Below are 17,072 nucleotides of genomic sequence, written 5' to 3' on the forward strand. Positions count from 1 at the left end.
GCTGGGCTCACCCGGGATGTCGATCAGGTAGCCATGGCCGTGCTCCATGAAACGGCCCACCCAGCCATGGCCGTGCACACAGGCAATGGGTGTGATGTGGCCGCCCAGCGCAAACGGCTGTCGCGACGGGCCGGCAAGCGGCGCCACGTTCAGCCCCCGCTGTGCGAGGTAGCTTGCATCGCGCGGCATGCAGAACACGGGGATCTGCCGGTCCCGCAGAAAGCGTTTGCCGGTGCGGTCCAGGTGGTCAAAGTGGCCGCGCTGGCAGTGGGTGATGAGCGCATGTGTCACCCGCGCCAGCAAGGCATCGGCGTTCAGCGGCAAGTCTGCGATGGGGTTGCGCTGGCGCCCGCTGCCCAGGTAGCGCAACGCGGGCAACGTGCCACGCGGGGCCAACATGGGGTCGACCAGCAGCCCGATGGGGCGGCCCTGGGATTCAAACTCCAAAAGAAGGGTGGCGTTGCGCAGGTGGGTGATGTGCATGGTGGGCTCCGGGGCGCTGCAGGCCCGTCGTTGGTGGGGGTGAAGGGGGGAGAGGTGGAGGCGAGGTGGTGAAGTCGATTGTTGAAAAATCACCTTCGCCTGAAAATGACCCATTCAGACAATTTTTTGCCATTTGCTGCCACGCTCAGCCATGCCTAACCACGTTCTGCGAATTTCTGCCACTGCCTGCCGCACATGCCCACTCGCCCATCACCTCCCAACCCGAGCCCACCCCTGCGGCTGGCCCTGCTGCTCTACCCCGGCTGTATGCCCGCAGGCTTGTTTGCCGCGGCTGACATGGCGCGTGCCGCCAACCTGCGCGCGCAGGCGCCGGTCATCCACACGTGCTGGGCGGGGGTCAACCTGCAACCGGTGGCCACCTGGCAGGGCCCTGCGCTGACGCCCACCGTGGCGCTGGCCCAGGCCGAGGTGGATGCCGTGCTGGTCCCCGGCCTGTGGCTGTCGTCCCCCGATGGTCTGCAGGCACCGCTGCAGCAGCTGGCCACCACCGTGCAGGCGCTGCGGGCCTTGCCCCGGCACGTGCAGGTGTGGAGCTATTGCGCCGGGGTCGTGCTGGCCGCTGCCAGCGGGCGCCTGCGCGCACAACCGGCCACCGCCACCTGGTGGCTGCGCTCGGCCCTGGAGCAACAGTTTGCCAGCGTGGACTGGCGCTTTGACGAGCCGCTGGTCACCGGCGGCGCGGTCACCACGGCGGCGGGCGCCAACGGCTACTTGCCGCTGATGCTGCACGCACTGGCCGCGCGCCTGACGCCCGACGCCTTGGCCGACCTGCAAGCGCTGCTGATGCTGCCCCGCCCCCGCACGGCGCACCCCGCTTTTTCGGGCCATGACCTGATGACCCTGACCGACCCCGAACTGCGCCGTGCCTTGCTGTGGGTGCAGCGCAGCCCGGCCGCCGCGCTGCGACTGAACGCGCTGGCGCAGGCGCTGGGCGTGTCGCCCCGCACGCTGGCGCGGCGGGTGCAGGCGCACACGGGGCTGTCGGCCGCGCACTGGATGCGCCGCATCAAGCTGCGCCAGGCCAGCGAGGCGCTGTGCGACACGCCGATGCCGCTCAAGCGCATTGCGCAAGACCTGGGTTTTGCGAGCGAGGCGGGCCTGCACCGCGCCTTCAGGCAGGCCACGGGGCAAACGCCGCTGGCCTACCGCATGGCGCACGGTGTACGCTGACCAACTGCGTGCGCTGGATGCTGCACCGCCCATCACTCCAAGGAGCCTTTGTGCCAGACACCGTCTCACCCGCCACCATTTTTTCTGCCCGCGACAAAACCACGGCACAGCGCTGGGCGCGCTGGCAGCCCGGCACCGCGCATGTGCCCGGCCAGGGCGCTGCGGGCAAAGCGTTTTCTCTGGAATCGCTGGACCCCGGCGACAAGCCGTTTGCGGCAGGCAACAAGTCCGAAGACAAAGCCGCGGTAGAAGCCCTGGCCGTGGAGCTGGACGCGCTGCAGAACCTGTTCTATGCGGACAAGCGCTACAAGCTGCTCGTGGTGCTGCAAGGCACCGACACCTCGGGCAAGGACGGCACCATCCGCGGCGTGTTTGGCCGCATGAGCGCCTTGGGCGTACACGCCGTGGGCTGGAAGGCACCGACCGAGGCAGAACGCGCCCGCGACTACCTCTGGCGCATCCACCAGCAGGTGCCGCAGGCGGGTGACATCACGGTGTTCAACCGCAGCCACTACGAAGACGTGCTGGTGCCCCTGGTCAATGGCTGGATCACGCCCGCGCAGCACCAGCAGCGGCTGGCGCACATCAACGACTTTGAACGCATGCTCAGCGAGACGGGCACCATCGTGCTCAAGTTCTTGCTGCACATCGGCTTTGACGAACAGCGCGAGCGGCTGCAGGAGCGCCTGGACGACCCGGCCAAGCACTGGAAGTTCAGCATGGGCGACATCGAGGTGCGCAAGCAGTGGGCCGACTACCGGGGCGCGTACGACACGCTGCTCAACGCCACGCACACGCCTTGGGCGCCGTGGACCATCGTGCCCGCCAATTCAAAAACCCACCGCAATTTGATGATTGCCACCGTGCTGCGCGAGGTGCTGCAGAACCTGGACCTGCGCTACCCGCCAGGCGATCCGCTGCTCGCCGGCTTCAAGGTGAAGTGAGTGGATCTTTGGAGGCCGCGCTCTACCAGGTCTCTCCCCCGGCCTGCGCAATCAGCCGCTCGCCATGCGACTGCAGCAGCGTGACCAGCCGCCGCGAGGCGGGTGAGAGGTATCCGTCGCGCCGGTAGGTCACGCCCAGAGGGCGCATGAGTGTGGTTTCGGCCAGCGGTACCTCGCGCAGGGCCCCTTTGCTGGCGGCCACCAGCGTACGCCGTGAGACAAAGCTCAGCAGCCCTGTGCGCGCGATCAGTGCGGGCAGCAGGGGGATGGAGTTGGCGGTGATCTGCACGCGGGGCGCGGGCAGGCCGTGCAACTGAAACACCGAGTCCAGCCACTGGCGGCTCGGGATGGAGGTGCTGGGCAGCGCCCAGGCATGCGCGAGCAGGCTGTGCAGTGTGATGTCCCCCGAATCGAACACCGGATGGTCGGGGCTGGTGACGACCACCACGGCATCTTCGAAGATGGAGTGCGTCTGGAACTGTGCATCCGGCGCAGGCACCAGGCCGATGAGCAGATCGATGCCGCCCTCACTCAGCCGCTGGCGCAGCTCCATGCTGGGGCCCACGGTGATGTCGATGGTGGTGCGGGGCGCCTCGGAAAGCAGCAATTGGCACAGTGCTGGCAGCACGTGGTCGGCTGCGATCGGCCCGCTGCCGATGCGCACATGCCCAGCGTTGCCCTGCGCAAAGTCGGCCACCTCGCGCATGGCTTCATCCGATGCGCTGCGCAGAAGCCGCGCGCGCGCCAGCAACACCTCGCCCACGGCAGTCAACTGGATGCCGCGCCCTGCGCGGTGGAACAGGGGCGCGTCAAACGCTTCCTCCAGGCGCTGGATGGACTTGCTCAGTGCGGGCTGGGTACGCCCCAGACGCTCGGCCGCCTGGCCCAGATGGCCCAGCTCGGCCACCGTTTCAAAGTAGCCCAGGTCGCGAAGATTGACAGCCATCAATTCATGAATAAAAGAAATGAATAAATGAATTTTATCCAATAGACGGGAATGAGTTGGCGCCACAGAATTCCCCCGCCCAAGCCCATAAAACAGGAGACAACCATGATCCATCGACGCACCTTGCTCACCACCGCGGCAGCCGCTGCGGCCGCCACCGCGCTGGCCCCGCTGAACGCCATGGCCCAGGCCACGGACGCCTGGCCTTCGCGCCCTATCCGGCTGGTGGTGCCATTTCCGCCCGGTGGCAGCGCCGACTTCCTGGGCCGCCTGGTGGCGGAAAAGATCACCCTGGCCACGGGCTGGGTGATGGTGGTGGAAAACCGCGCTGGCGCGGCGGGCAACATCGGCCTGGACGCGGTGGCCAAGGCGGCGCCGGACGGCTACACCATCGGTATCGGGCAGACCGCCAACATGGCGATCAACCCGGCGCTCTACGCCAAGATGCCCTTCGATCCACTCAAGGACCTGGCACCCGTAGCCCTGGTCGCCTCGCAACCCATGGTGGTCACTGTGAAGGCCGATGCGCCCTACCGCACCCTGGCCGAATTGCTGGCAGCCATCAAGAAAAGCGCCGAGCCGATGCGCGTCGCATTTGCGGGCAATGGCACGGTGGCCCACTTGACCATTGAACTGCTGGAACGCCACGCCGGCATTTCGCTGGTGAATGTGCCCTACAAGGGGTCTGGCCCCGCCGTGAACGACCTGCGTGCCGGCCACGTGGACTTTTTCGTCGGCAACTCGATCTCGGTGCTCGGCCAGGTCAACGCCGGCAGCCTGCGCGCGCTGGCAGTGACATCGCCCGCCCGGCTGAAGGCGCTGCCGGCCGTGCCCACAGTGGCGGAATCGGGCTTTGCGGACTTCGACGCGCAAACCTGGTCGGGTGTGGTCACGCCCGCCGGAGTCCCTCAGCCCATCCTGGCACGCCTGTACACCGAGGTCACGCGCGTGCTCGCCCGGCCCGAGGTGCTGGCCAAGTTCGCCGCCGAAGGCAGCACGGCCGCCACTGGTCGCAGCACCCAACAGTTTGTCGAACTGGTGCGCGCCGAGCACCGCAGCTGGGGCGAGCTGGTGCGCCAGGCCAAGATCCAGATCGACTGATGACGATGGACCGCCCCCACATGCCCTTCACCATCCTCGTCACGGCGCCCAAGCTGGCCCGTGCCGGGGCTGAGTTGCTGGAACAGGCCGGCTGCGACACCCTCTACCTGCCGGACGCCCAGGACCCGTCTGCCCTGGGCCGTATCCTCGCGGCCGAACCCGTGGATGCCGTCATCTCCCGCACGGCGGTGATCACCGCCGCAGACCTGGCGGCCTGCCCCACGTTGCGCATCGTCTGCAAGCACGGCGTGGGCGTGAGCAACATTGACGTGGAGGCGGCCACGCAGCGCGGCATCCCGGTGTGCGTGACGCCCGGGGCCAACGCCCAGTCGGTCGCAGAGATGACCTGGGGCCTGCTGTTCGCTGCGGCACGCCGCATCCCCTGGATGGATGCCGAGCTGCGCGCGAACCGCTGGTCGCGTGCGCAGGATGGCCTGGAGCTGCAGGGCCGCACCCTGGGCCTGGTGGGCTTTGGCGAGGTCGGCCAGCGCGTAGCGCGCGTGGCGCTGGCGCTGGGCATGCCCGTCGTGACCACCGACCCCGGACTGCGCGCCGTGCCTGCAGATCTTGGGGCCGTGCGCCTGCTGCCCACGGTGGATGAGGTGGTGCGCGCAGCCGATGTGCTGAGCCTGCATGTACCGCTGAACGCTGCCACGCGCGGCCTGATGGACGCCAGGCGGATAGCGCAGATGCGCCCGGGTTCCATCCTGATCAATACCGCGCGCGGCGAGGTGGTGGACGAACTCGCACTCATCGACGCACTGCGCAGTGGACAGCTGTTTGCAGCCGGGCTGGACACCATGGCCGTCGAGCCCCTGCCGCCGGACAGCCCCTTGCTGGCAGTACCCAGTGTGGTGCTGTCCCCCCATGTGGGTGGCTCCACCCCGGCGGCACTCGCCGCCATGGCCCGTGGTGCTGCGCAGACCGTGCTCGCTGCCCTGCGGCACGGACAGATCGATCCCGCCCACTGCGTGAACCCGCAGGTGCTTTCCTCCTTTTCTCAGCGCGCACTGCCATGACCACTGCCATCCCCCACACCCCCACCTCCCCGAGCGCATGGCCGCCTGGCTACCGCATAGAGCCCCGCCAGAACCGCCTGCCAGCAGAGCTGATTAACGCATTCCGCAGCATTCCCGTGGCCGTTGCCGGCGACTGCATGGGCCGCAGCGTGGGCGCCATAGGCCTGCACGGCTACCACGGGAACCTGGCCACCGTGCTGTGCGGCCCGGCCGTCACCGTGCGCGTGCGCCCGGGCGACAACCTCATGATCCACAAGGCGCTGATGATGGTGCTGCCGGGCGACGTGCTGGTGATCGAAGGTGGCGGCGATCTGACACAGGCCCTGATGGGCGGGCTGATGCGCACCACCTGCCAGATGCTGCAGCTCGGCGGCCTGGTGATCGATGGTGCCGTGCGCGACCGGCTGGAGTGGGCCGAAGGCGGGCTGCCCGTCTTCGCGCGCGGCCATACACACCGCGGGCCCAGCAAGGAAGGCCCGGGAGAGATCAACGTGCCCATCGCATGCGCAGGCTTGGCCGTGCTGCCGGGCGACCTGGTGCTGGGTGATGCCGACGGCGTCATCGCCATCCCCGCCGCCGATGCAGCCACGGTGCTGGAGCGCGCGCACCTGCACCTGGAGAAGGAGGCGCGTATCCGCGCGAGCAACCTCGCGGGCACATCCGACCCGGAGCGCTTCAACGCAATGCTGCGCGCCAAGGGCCTTCCTGTGTGACTGGCAAGGGAAGGCAGCAGGCAGACAACATCGCGCGGAGATGGCCAGCAGCGCTTTCGCAGAAAGGCCCGAGTGCTATCCATTTCGGAGCGATTGGCAGCCAGGGAGGGATTTCCAAGTTTATGCATCGATTGCATAACCCTGTAACACTCTTGCCTTGGACAGCCTTGCGGGGCAGGAATAAGCTTCGTGGCTTGAACTTATCCCACAAGGAAATTCACCATGTCGCAATCTTCCGGCGCTCCGGCCACCCCTTCCAAACTGGGCGCCGTGCACACCCTGCCTTCGTACCTGCAGGCCGACCACCTCGGCCCCTGGGGCAACTACCTGCAGCAGGTAGACCGCGTCACTCCCTACCTGGGCAGCCTGGCGCGCTGGGTCGAAACGCTCAAGCGCCCCAAGCGCATCCTGATCGTGGATGTGCCGATCGAGCTGGACAACGGCACCATCGCCCACTACGAAGGCTACCGCGTGCAGCACAACTTGAGCCGTGGCCCCGGCAAAGGCGGCGTGCGTTTTCACCAGGATGTCACGCTGTCTGAAGTGATGGCCCTGTCGGCCTGGATGTCGGTGAAGAACGCGGCGGTGAACGTGCCGTACGGCGGTGCCAAGGGTGGCATCCGCGTGGACCCCAAGAAGCTGTCGCTGGGTGAGCTGGAGCGCCTGACGCGCCGTTACACCAGCGAGATCGGCCTGCTGATCGGCCCCTCCAAGGACATCCCTGCACCCGACGTGAACACCAACGGCCAGATCATGGCCTGGATGATGGACACGTATTCGATGAACACCGGCGCCACCGCCACCGGCGTGGTCACCGGCAAGCCCGTAGACCTCGGCGGCTCGCTGGGCCGTGTCGAAGCCACTGGCCGGGGCGTGTACACCGTGGGCGTGGAAGCCGCCAAGCTGACCGGCCTGGCGCTGCAAGGTGCCCGCATCGCAGTCCAAGGCTTTGGCAACGTGGGCGGCATTGCCGCCAAGCTGTTTGCCGAGGCGGGCGCCAAGGTGGTGGCCGTGCAGGACCACACCGGCACCATCTTCAACGGCAACGGCGTGGACGTGCCGGCCTTGCTGGCGCACGTGAAGACCCGTGGCGGCGTGGGCGGCTTTGCCGGTGCCGATGTGATGAAGGCTGAAGAGTTCTGGGGCGTGGACTGCGAGATCCTGATCCCTGCTGCGCTGGAAGGCCAGATCACCAAGGACAACGCAGGCCAGATCAAGGCCAAGCTCGTGATCGAAGGCGCCAACGGCCCCACCACCACCGAGGCCGACGACATCCTGCACGACAAGGGCGTGCTGGTGCTGCCCGACGTGATCGCCAACGCTGGCGGCGTGACAGTGAGCTACTTTGAATGGGTGCAGGATTTCTCCAGCTTCTTCTGGAGCGAGGACGAGATCAACGCCCGCCTGGTGCGCATCATGCAAGAGGCCTTTGCGGGCATCTGGCAGGTGGCGCAAGAGCACAAGGTGAGCCTGCGGACTGCGACGTTCATCGTGGCCTGCCAGCGGATTTTGCATGCGCGCGAAATGCGCGGCCTGTATCCATAAGCGCTCCTTGAGTGGCCTTCGGCGCCACCACAAACCGTTCACGCTGAGCCTGTCGAAGCGCCGTGCAAGGCTTCGACAGGCTCAGCCCGAACGGTGTCGGTATGCATCAAGACGGGTCCATCGCCTCATTCAGGCCGATAGGACCAACAACCACAGCCAACCACCGCCAGCCGCCGCGATCCGGCCCTGGCGGTTTTTTTGTGGCTTTGTGATCGGTGGCGTTCGGTGTCAGGCCAGCGGCACCGGCCCCACAGGCTCGGGCGGCAACACGCCGCGCTGGGCCATGCAAAACGGTTGCACGCACGCAGCCCGCGCGGCATAGGGGCAGCCCACTGTTTCACACAGGCCCGACGCGCCATTGCGCGCACGCTCGTCCTCGCGCGGCACCTGGCCGCTGGCCTGCAGCACGGCCATCTGCGTCCATGGGTCCAGTCGGCCTGTGATCGCCTGCTGCAGCATCTCGCGCCCGTACACGGCGGCGGCGAGTTGCGGTTGGAGATCCATCACCAGCAACGCGCTGGTGCGCGGCGCCGCCGCATCCATGCCCTGCAGCACCAGGGCCATCACGCCCGACTGCAGCGCCTGCCCGCCCCCGGCGAAAGGCACTTGCAGCGCACTAGCAGCGCTTGCCGGTGCCCCGGCCCCTGTTCCTACTGTCTGCGCCTGCTGCGCAGCCAGCCACGGCACCGCCGCACGCAAGGTCAGCGCCATGCCGCGCGGCCCCTCGGGCGTCAACACCACGCCCTGGCGCACCAGCCAGGTCTGCAGCGGCGACTGGTCGGCGTCCAGCGCGCCACTCTCCAGCGCCTGGGCCATGCCGATGGGCCAGGGCTGCGCAGCCACGACGCGCTGCGGAACGCCCGCTTGCGCCGTCACCTGCGCCACCAGCGCGCTGACCAAACGCAGCAGCGGCGCGCCCAGCCCCGATGTGGGCCAGGCCGCGCCGCCCACGCCGGAAGCAACTGCCGATGCGGCTGCGCTGCCCGGCGCCGCCGGGGCACCGCTGGGCAGCGCCGGTGGTGCAGCGCGCAACGCACCCTCACCCCGCGCGCCCTGCAAGCTGCCGTTGGCCGCGCTTGCACCCCGCGGATCAAACCCCGCCGCCAGTTGCTCACGCGCCTGGGGCGAGATGCTGGCCTTGTCGGCCGGTGTGGGCAGCGGCCCGGCGGGCGGACTGGGTGATGAAACCGATGGCGGTGGGGCGCTGGGGTCGGCCCCGGGCAGCGGTGATGGCGCCGCGATAGGCTTGGGTTTTTCCAGCCCCAGCAACGCCGACTGCCGCTGCAACGCCGCCTCGGCCAGGAACTGGGCCACGGGCGGCAGGGCGCTGCGAGAAGGGTCGATGGGGAGGGACATGCCGTATGTGCAGAGGGATGTCCGATTCTGTAGCGATTCCTCCAGCGTGAACAGGGCGCACCGCCCACAGCGCAGCAGCTCACCAATACGCTATCAAATGCATAGCTTAAAATACAATACAGTAAAGCGCTAGTGGCCTATTTCATTCAAAATTTTGTCGTCCCGCTGGTCCGCCCGACGCCAGCATCCCGTGGTTTCAAACCCGCCATGTCCCATCACCCCATCCTCCAGCTATCCGACAACCCGCCAGGCCCCAGACCAGCGCCTCACCGCTGGGTCGCACCCGCCCTGCTGGGTGCCGTGGCGGGTTTTTTGCTTTTCAGTGCGTGGATATTTGCACCGGGCTGGGAGCGCGCATTCCGCTCCGACAACTCGCCCGCATCGTGGCTGTCGAGCGCGCTGCTGCTCACGCTGTGCATCACTGCGCTGCACCTGACCGCCGAGCGCTGCCTGCCCTGGCGGCTGGGCGCGTGGCTGGTGCTGGCCTTCGGCGCGCTGGCGCTGGACGAGCAATTCATGCTGCATGAGATGTGGAAGTTCCGCTGCCACGAATGGATCGATGCCTGCCGCTGGAGCGCCGTGCGCGAGGCACCGATGCTCGCAGTGGCCTTGGTGGGTTTGGTCACGCTGGCCTGGCTGCACCGGGCTTTGTCGCACCGCCGCACGCGCTGCCTGCTGTGGGCGGGATTTGCGGTGGGACTGGCAGCGATTGCGGTGGACCAGTGGCCCGAGGTGCAGTCGCAGTGGCTGTGGTTGCCACAGCTGCCGCCCCTGTTGGCTACGCTGGAAGAAGCACTGGAAGTGGTGGCCGAAGCCCTGGTGCTCGCGGCGCTACTGCGCCAGCCGGGTGTGCGGTAAGGATACGGGTACCGCTGCAGGCGGGCTAGACCTGTGGTCTTCGCCCTTCACCGCCCGCCACGCCCGTTCGGCGCCCCCCTCAATCCCCCGTGCGCCGCCACACCAGGGCCAGCGCCTTGAACTTCTGCAAAGCGCTGGCGCGTTCGTCCGAGAGCACGTCCAGAAAGTCCGACAGGCGTTTGGACTTGACCATGGTGTAGATGGTCAGCGAGGTGGTCAATACAAACACCAGGGCAAAAATCCCCAGCTTGCGGCTCACCGGCGCATCGGCTTCTGCCAGCAGATTCATGCCGAGGAAGCCCGTGGTCACGGTGCCGATCAGGCCGAAGATGGTGACGACCGTGAGCCGCACGACGGTATTGGCTTGGCGGCGCAGGCTGTCGGCGTCCAGGTACTGGTTCATTTCGCCAATGCGCTCCTTGACCTCGGTGTACAGCGGGTCCAGCCCGAGGTGGTTGGCGCACATGCGAAACAGGGCGCGCACCTGGGCCTGTTCGGACACCTCGTGGAACCAGTAGCGGTGCGTGAAGCGCAGAAAACCGGCAAAGCTGTCGCGGATGGTGCGCTTGAAGCGGCGCACGCTGGCAGCGTCGGAGATGTCCAGGTCTTTCAGGGCCTCGGCCAGTCGGTCCGAGAACATCAGCAGCGCCGCCTTCTGGAAGTGCGCGATCAAGAACAGCAGGAAGTGCTGGTGCCGGAACTGCGCCAGCACGCCCCGGTCGCGGCAGACATAGAACGGGCTGCTGGCATCGCCCAGCACCAGTAGCGAGTGGCCGCTGCACAGGTAGCGCGTGTTGGGGGCGGCACCGCTGCTGCTCCAGAAGCGGTCGTAGCAGAACCGCTTTTCAAAATCGGCCAGATGCTCTTCTGAATAAGGCAGGCAAGTGTCGTCGTCGCTGGGCGGGGCCGCCCCCGTCACCAGGCCGAAGCGGATGAAGTCGCTGCGGCTGAGCGCGCGCGGGTCGTCCAGCGCCAGAAAGGCCAGCTGCGGCATGCGGTAGTACTCGATCTGGCGGTAGCGCAGGGGGCCGCTGCGTTCGGAATGGTCGCTCACCAGCGGCTCCAGCAGCCAGGCCCAGTGGGCCGAGATGCGCGGGGCGCGGTGGCTGCTGACGTGGGCCATGAAGAGGTCGCGCTGGTTGGCGTCGGACGCGGCCAGCACCTGCCCGGCGGCGTCCAGCCACTCGGCGCTGTACAGGCAGTGCTGGGCATGGCCCTCTGCGTCCCAGCCAGCGGGGTAGCCACGGCCGAAGCGGTACAGCAGCTCCTGCGCCTGGGCGAGCTGCAGGTCGCGGGCGCTGACCTCGACATTGAGCAGCACCAGGTCCAGGTCGAGAAAAAAGTACAGGTCCACATGCACGATGTCGAGCGTGATCGGCGCATCGCCGGGGCGCAGCACCGCCCGCACGGCGCTGACGTCGCTGCGCCGGAACACCCGCATCGGCGAGCCGGTGGCACGGCCGCCTTCCCGGCTGCGCCCTTCGCCATACAGGAAGCGCTGCACATAGGGCAAAAAGGTCACGAACTCGTTGTAGTGGCGTTCGTGGAAGCGGCTGCTGTCGCCTGTGAATTCGTCCACCACCTCGCGCCAGGGCGAGGCCTCCTCGCCCATGTCCGCCAGCAGTTGCCAGGGCTTGGCATGCCGGCCCTCGGAGCCGCGCACCGGCATCAGGCGCAGGGGCCACAGCAGGACCTGGCGAAACTCCCGCACGCAAGCGGGGTGGGGCTCAGCGGACATGGGGGCCTTTCGTGTGGATCTTGGTCTGGTAGTCCGGTGGTCCGACGAGCGGGACTGCAGAACGCGTTGGCGCTCTCGGAAACGATGCTAACCAAAACTGCGGGGGTCGGGTGACCTGCACAGCCGAGCGGCAGGTTTCAGGCCCCAATGGGCTACCCCGCAGGGGTCGCTCAGGTGCACTCCTGGTCCACCCAGTACCCCGCCCTGAACCACTGGCCGCTGATGTTCAGGTACCAGCGCCAGTCAAAAACCGGCTCAAAGCTCATGCTACCGGGCGCGGGGGTATCGATGCGCAGGATGTCGGTCACACCGTCGCGGTCCATGTCGATCTCGTGCACCATCACGGCCGTGTTCTTGCGCTGGGGCTTGTCCCGGATGGGCGGGTCGGCGGGCTGCATCCAGCTGGTGGCATAGCGCCGGGCCTTCACCTTCACGGCATCGGGCGGCAGCTTGCCGGGCACGACCAGGCGGACCAGCACCTCGGCGGTGTCGGACAGTTTGGCGTAGCCACGCACGGGCTGGGCTTCTTCGCCGGGGTCCTTGAACCCACGGCCGGGGTAGTGGCCGCCGCAGTAGTGGTCTTCGTTGCTGATGTCCCAATAGCGCTGTCGCACGGCTTGCGCGCCCACCAGACCTTGGTGGGTGATGGCATAAATGGTCAGCGCTGGGGCAAAAGCCTGGTCGGCAGAGCCCACATCCCAGAAGCCGGTGATGTATTCGATTTCAGGCCCATTGTGACTGTTGAACCGACCCACGGGCGCCCCGGTAGGAATGACGCTGATGCGGGTGCCCGCCACGGCCGCCAGGCCGTCGGCATCGGTCTCGTGCAGCAGGGCCACGCTGGAGTGGCTGCGAAAGTACGAAGGCGCAATTGCTGGCAAGGTGGGCTTGGCGGCCAAAGGGGCCACGGCGGGGATGTTGTCGTACTCGGGGCGTGTGGCCAGCTTCAGGTCGTCCAGTGGGTTGACGGGACCGCCTCGGTCGATCTCTTGTTCTGGCCGCAACAGCACGCCAGTGCGCAGTAGCTTTTTGGCAGCCTCCCACTCGGTTCGGGTGGGGTACTGCACTGGCGTTTCATGCGCGTGGCTCTTGGCAAGGGCAGGCCACTGCAGCGCCGGCGGGCGTGGCAAGGCGCTGCCATAGGCGCGCAAGCGATTGGGCGATGGGGCGACCCAGAAGGCGCGCGCAGCGTCTTTGCCGGCCTGGGCCAGGGTGAGGGGCTGGTCGGCCAGCAGGTTGCAGGCGATGTGGGCTTGCAGAGGCACCGGCAACGGCGGCCCCAGACGCGCGTCGCCCGCATAGAGCACTGCACACCAGCCGTCGCGCTCGGTGAGCTGTTGCAGCACGGTGTTGGCAGGTACTTGGGCGACGATGCGGGCTTGGGATTGAGCCGACTCGCGCAGGTTGACCCACGAGCCTTGCACATAGCGCTGCTTGGCGGGTGCTACAGCCGGGGCCTGGGCCCACGCGCTGACGCCCGCCAGCGCGGTAACCGCCGCAGCCGCTACGGCGACCGCTAACGCGGCGGGAACTCGGAAGCGTTGCTGGGCTTTCGATGTCGTGCGCATGTGTGTTGCCTCCCTTCGCGGTGGGCGTCAGTATCGCGCGCCCGAGGGACCCGCTCGGGTCGAGCCCTTCGGCCTGTCTGAAGCACACAGCCCGCGAGCCCACGCTCAAGGCAACGACTTCACACCCTCAAAAGCCGCATTCAAGGCAGCCTCAGCCGCCAGCAGCCGCTGCCGCGCTCCGCCAGACCAAGCTCTGTCTTTGGCGAGGGTGTCTTTGGCAACGGTCGCCATGCGCATGACCTCCTGCGGCTGCGGCCCGCCTGTGCCGGTACGGGTGGTCACCATGTCTGAGGGTGACAAAGCGCGGCGGAATGCGGCTTCACCCAGCGGCAGGCGCTGGTCCTTGAGATCGTATTTCTTGCCCGCTTCGCGGTAGATGCGCACGGCTTCGGCGTACGGAAAATCCTTGGGGCGAATGCTGCGCTCCTTGGCAAACACCACCACGTCCGACGCAAAGTGGTGACCTACCCGAAACGGCACACCATGGCTGCGCTGCAGCGCCTCGGCCAGTTCCATCGATGTGGTCCACTCGGATTCGAGTTCGTCCAGTGCACGTGCCGGGTCGATGCGCAACGAGTCGAGCACATCGGCAAACTGCTGCAGCATCTCGACGCCATGCACAAACGTCTTCGCGCTGGCCGGGCTCCAGGTGTTCTTGTAGTCGATCATGCCGGGCGTGACGTTATGCGCCCGCCACAGCGACGCCTGGGCCGAGGCCACCACGTCGCTGGCCTTGGCCCGCGTGTTCTGGATGATGCCGGGGTTGGCCTTTTGCGGCATGGCGCTGCTGGTGTAGGTTTTGCCGCTGGCCAGCAGCAGCCAGGGCCGCGTCTGGTGGTACTGGGTGTGCACATCCTGCATGAACGCGCCCACGCGGATGGCAGTGGAGCTGGCGATGGACGTGGCCTCGATGGGAATGTCGTAGGTGCTGATCTGCCCCGCATCCAGCGAGTTCACGATGAGCCCGTCGAACCCCAGCAACTGCGCCAGGCGCTCGCGGTTGATGCCCCAGCTGGAGTTGGACAACACCGCCGTGCCCATGGGGCTGAGGTTGATGCGGGCGTAGGCCTCGCGAATGCGCGCCGAGTCGCGAGCGAACGAATCGGCCCAGGCCATCAGGTAGTGCCCGTAGCTGATGGGCATGGCCTGCACGCCATTGGTGTACGCGGGCACATAGGTGGCGGTGTGCGCCTGCGCCGTGGTGATGAGCCGTGCGCGCACCTGGTCCAGCGCATCGGCAAAGTCCAGCATCTCCAGGCGCAACTGCGCAGCGTTCAAGGTGGAGTGCATGTCCTGGCGGCTGCGCCCGGTGTGGATCAGCGTTGCCTCGGGGCCCACGGCATCCGTGATGATCTTCTCGACCTGCAGCACATCGGTGGGCCGCTTGCCGCCGGGCGTGGTGGCCTGGGTGATCGACAGCTCCACACCACGCGCAATGCGACCCGCCTGGGCCTTGGGGATGATGCCCTGCTCGGCATTCACCACGGTCGATGCCATGTTGATGCGACCGAACCAGTAGAACGTGTCTTGCGACTTTGCCAAGGCGCTGGTGGCATCCCCTTTGACCACCCCCTGGATCTTGGCCACTTGCGCCTGGCACTCGGCCGTGGTCTTGCACGCGGTGTCGAGGGTATCGGCGGCGTTGGCCTGGCCCATGGCGAAGATGGCCGCCATCACCGGGGCGATGAGGAAACGGGACGGGCGCGAGGTGATCTCGCCCAAGGTGGGGCGCTGCAATGACGGCATGGGTTTTGTCTCCTGGGTTCCTGCGCACGGGCTTGCGCCCTGCGCGGGAATAAGATTCGTTAATTGAATGAGCCATGGGCCAGCTTGTGCACCATGGCGCCGCCATCGTTGCACAGCGTTCGGCGCAGAGCCAATGCTTCTTTTTCAACAAAATTCAATTTTTGAATAGCCCATGCCAGACCTGACGCCTTCCGTCCTGTTCAATCGCATCCTGGGGCGCGTGCGCCTCAAGCACCTGCAGTTGGCGATTGCGATTGCCGACCTGCAAAGCCTGCACCGCGCGGCCTCTGCCATTGGCTTGAGCCAGCCTGCAGCGACCCATGCATTGGCAGAACTGGAAAGCTCCCTGGGCGGCCCGATTTTTGAGAGGCACTCCAAGGGCATGCGCCTGACCCGCCTGGGGGAAGCGGTTCTGCCATTGCTGCGCGCCTCGTTGGTGCCCCTGCAAGCGGCTGCTGGCAATGCCGCATTGATGCAGCAAGGGGCCGCGTCCGCGTTGATCCGCATCGGCAGCATTGCGGCGGGAATCAACGGATTGCTGACCGCCGCCATCCCGGCCTACTGCACCCTGCACCCCAGCGCCGCCATCGATGTGCACGAAGTCACCATCGACAACCTGCTGGAGAGCATCCAGGAGGGCACGTTGGACCTGGCAATCTGCCGCGAACCGACCCCGCTGCCGCAGGGGTTCGAGTTCCACGCCGCGCTGCAGGATGAATTCGTCATCGCCTGCCGCCCTGGGCACCCGTTGGCGCAGCAGGCCACCGTCACGGGCGCTGAACTGCTGTCACAACGCTGGCTGGCCCCGCCGCTCACGGGCCTGGGGCCTCAACAGGTGGACAGTCTTTTTGACGAACTGGGCGGGGTGCCGGATCTGTGCAGAGTGTCGAGCCGCTCGACGGAAATCATCTACGCCATGCTGGCGGAAAGCGACATGCTGGTCTGCGTGCCAGCAAGCCTTGTGCGGCCGTTGGTAGGGCGCAAGGATCTGGTCGTTTTATCGTGGAGACCTCAGGGGGTGGGCCCGCTGGGGGTGTTGGTCAAGGCGGAGGTGTTCGCAAATGGCTCGCATCCCTGCCGTGCGTTTATTGAGCATGCGCTGCGATCCGGGTGGTGACAAGCACGCGCAGGAAAAATCTATCAGAGAAGAAAACGCTCTTAGCATCTATTGCTCATGCCATCCCGCGACCTTCTAACTGCCGTCTATAAATCATCATGACCCCAACTTATCAGCCTTGGTACATAGACCTGCTATCAATTCTTGGGGCGTTTGGTGGCTGGGCTGCGGTTGTCGCCGTTCTCCTCCACTATCTGTCAGACCTTCACGCCAAGCGAACATTGCAGAGAGAGGCTTCCCACCTTGGACAGAAGGTTGCTGATTTGTCTCATGAGCTTAAGCTTCGGGAGTCCGCGTATACCAAGCATCTTGAGCTACTGATCCGCTACTACGAGGTGTTCTACCGGCACTATCGGATCTGCCAGAGCGCCGCGAATCATGACGCGCACAAATTCCCAGACGGTAACGTCGTGAAAACAAGGGATACGTTCTGGGAAAAACTGGATGCTTGGCGCGCAGAAATGGCTGCATTCGAAGGATCAGCTCGGCTACTTCTACCGGCGTCCCTCCTTGACCTTCACGAAGAAAGCATCACAGCATTCAATCAATTCAAGAACGTTATGAAACGTACGGTAGAAGACTCTGCCTACCAAGCTGACAAGCGTGAGGCCTTCGCCAAGATCGAGGACGTCAAGATACGGTTTGAAACAGGACTTCGCGCGTTCCTGCGAACGGAACAAATGGTGAGCCCAAAGTGATACTCAATAAGTCAGTCGCATCTTGAAATTTCATCATCCAACTACTGAC

Annotated in this window: 15 protein-coding genes; 9 read left to right on the top strand and 6 right to left on the bottom strand. The window is 66.2% G+C overall.

Annotation, left to right across the window (positions count from 1 at the left end):
* On the bottom strand, positions 1-483 hold a 483-nt coding region (locus tag ACK41V_RS16990; RefSeq protein WP_409783969.1), incomplete at its 3' end, for an MBL fold metallo-hydrolase.
* A 195-nt stretch (positions 484-678) separates the two neighbouring features.
* Between ACK41V_RS16990 and ACK41V_RS16995 the strand changes: the two genes are divergently transcribed.
* Positions 679-1,674 (top strand): helix-turn-helix domain-containing protein, encoded by a 996-nt coding sequence (locus tag ACK41V_RS16995; RefSeq protein WP_409783971.1) that lies wholly within the window; start codon positions 679-681, stop codon positions 1,672-1,674.
* A 50-nt stretch (positions 1,675-1,724) separates the two neighbouring features.
* Positions 1,725-2,618 (top strand): PPK2 family polyphosphate kinase, encoded by an 894-nt coding sequence (locus tag ACK41V_RS17000; RefSeq protein ID WP_409783973.1) that lies wholly within the window; start codon positions 1,725-1,727, stop codon positions 2,616-2,618.
* Positions 2,619-2,640: 22 nt separating this feature from the next.
* Here the strand turns inward: ACK41V_RS17000 and ACK41V_RS17005 are convergent, their stop codons facing one another.
* Entirely contained in the window at positions 2,641-3,564 is a 924-nt protein-coding gene (locus ACK41V_RS17005; RefSeq protein WP_409783975.1) for a LysR family transcriptional regulator, read from the bottom strand.
* A gap of 105 nt (positions 3,565-3,669) precedes the next feature.
* Between ACK41V_RS17005 and ACK41V_RS17010 the strand changes: the two genes are divergently transcribed.
* The 4 genes from ACK41V_RS17010 (at position 3,670) to ACK41V_RS17025 (ending at position 7,942) form a co-directional block, all read left to right on the top strand.
* On the top strand, positions 3,670-4,665 hold the full coding sequence (locus ACK41V_RS17010; RefSeq protein ID WP_409783977.1) for a Bug family tripartite tricarboxylate transporter substrate binding protein: 996 nt from the start codon (positions 3,670-3,672) through the stop codon (positions 4,663-4,665).
* 5 nt (positions 4,666-4,670) lie between these two features.
* Positions 4,671-5,684 (top strand): hydroxyacid dehydrogenase, encoded by a 1,014-nt coding sequence (locus tag ACK41V_RS17015; RefSeq protein ID WP_409783979.1) that lies wholly within the window; start codon positions 4,671-4,673, stop codon positions 5,682-5,684.
* Complete coding sequence (locus tag ACK41V_RS17020; RefSeq protein ID WP_409783981.1) at positions 5,681-6,397, top strand: RraA family protein; 717 nt, start codon at positions 5,681-5,683, stop codon at positions 6,395-6,397. The genes ACK41V_RS17015 and ACK41V_RS17020 overlap by 4 nt, the downstream gene beginning before the upstream one ends.
* A gap of 222 nt (positions 6,398-6,619) precedes the next feature.
* Positions 6,620-7,942 carry a Glu/Leu/Phe/Val family dehydrogenase gene (locus ACK41V_RS17025; protein ID WP_409783983.1) on the top strand — a complete coding sequence of 441 codons (1,323 nt, stop codon included), beginning with the start codon at positions 6,620-6,622 and terminating at the stop codon, positions 7,940-7,942.
* Positions 7,943-8,170: 228 nt separating this feature from the next.
* Here ACK41V_RS17025 and ACK41V_RS17030 read toward each other — a convergent pair whose 3' ends face one another.
* Positions 8,171-9,298 (bottom strand): hypothetical protein, encoded by a 1,128-nt coding sequence (locus ACK41V_RS17030; RefSeq protein WP_409783985.1) that lies wholly within the window; start codon positions 9,296-9,298, stop codon positions 8,171-8,173.
* 207 nt (positions 9,299-9,505) lie between these two features.
* On the opposite strand from ACK41V_RS17030, the gene ACK41V_RS17035 reads away from it, so the two are divergent.
* Positions 9,506-10,156 carry a hypothetical protein gene (locus ACK41V_RS17035; RefSeq protein WP_409783986.1) on the top strand — a complete coding sequence of 217 codons (651 nt, stop codon included), beginning with the start codon at positions 9,506-9,508 and terminating at the stop codon, positions 10,154-10,156.
* A 79-nt stretch (positions 10,157-10,235) separates the two neighbouring features.
* On the opposite strand, the gene ACK41V_RS17040 is transcribed toward ACK41V_RS17035, so the two are convergent.
* From ACK41V_RS17040 to ACK41V_RS17050, 3 genes are all read right to left on the bottom strand, one after another.
* Positions 10,236-11,894: a hypothetical protein gene (locus ACK41V_RS17040; RefSeq protein WP_409783988.1), complete on the bottom strand. Its 1,659-nt coding sequence runs from the start codon at positions 11,892-11,894 to the stop codon at positions 10,236-10,238.
* A 170-nt stretch (positions 11,895-12,064) separates the two neighbouring features.
* The gene (locus ACK41V_RS17045) at positions 12,065-13,462 is read right to left on the bottom strand and encodes an SH3 domain-containing protein (protein WP_409783989.1); all 1,398 of its coding nucleotides are present in this window, start codon (positions 13,460-13,462) and stop codon (positions 12,065-12,067) included.
* A 105-nt stretch (positions 13,463-13,567) separates the two neighbouring features.
* On the bottom strand, positions 13,568-15,208 hold the full coding sequence (locus tag ACK41V_RS17050) for an argininosuccinate lyase (RefSeq protein ID WP_409783991.1): 1,641 nt from the start codon (positions 15,206-15,208) through the stop codon (positions 13,568-13,570).
* A gap of 172 nt (positions 15,209-15,380) precedes the next feature.
* Between ACK41V_RS17050 and ACK41V_RS17055 the strand changes: the two genes are divergently transcribed.
* Both ACK41V_RS17055 and ACK41V_RS17060 read left to right on the top strand, forming a co-directional pair.
* Positions 15,381-16,325: a LysR family transcriptional regulator gene (locus tag ACK41V_RS17055; RefSeq protein WP_409783993.1), complete on the top strand. Its 945-nt coding sequence runs from the start codon at positions 15,381-15,383 to the stop codon at positions 16,323-16,325.
* A 98-nt stretch (positions 16,326-16,423) separates the two neighbouring features.
* A complete protein-coding gene (locus tag ACK41V_RS17060; protein WP_409783994.1) occupies positions 16,424-17,023 on the top strand; it encodes a hypothetical protein in 600 nt (199 codons plus the stop codon).
* Positions 17,024-17,072 lie beyond the last annotated feature (49 nt).

This window comes from Acidovorax sp. (assembly GCF_046291265.1).
Lineage (GTDB): Bacteria > Pseudomonadota > Gammaproteobacteria > Burkholderiales > Burkholderiaceae_C > Acidovorax.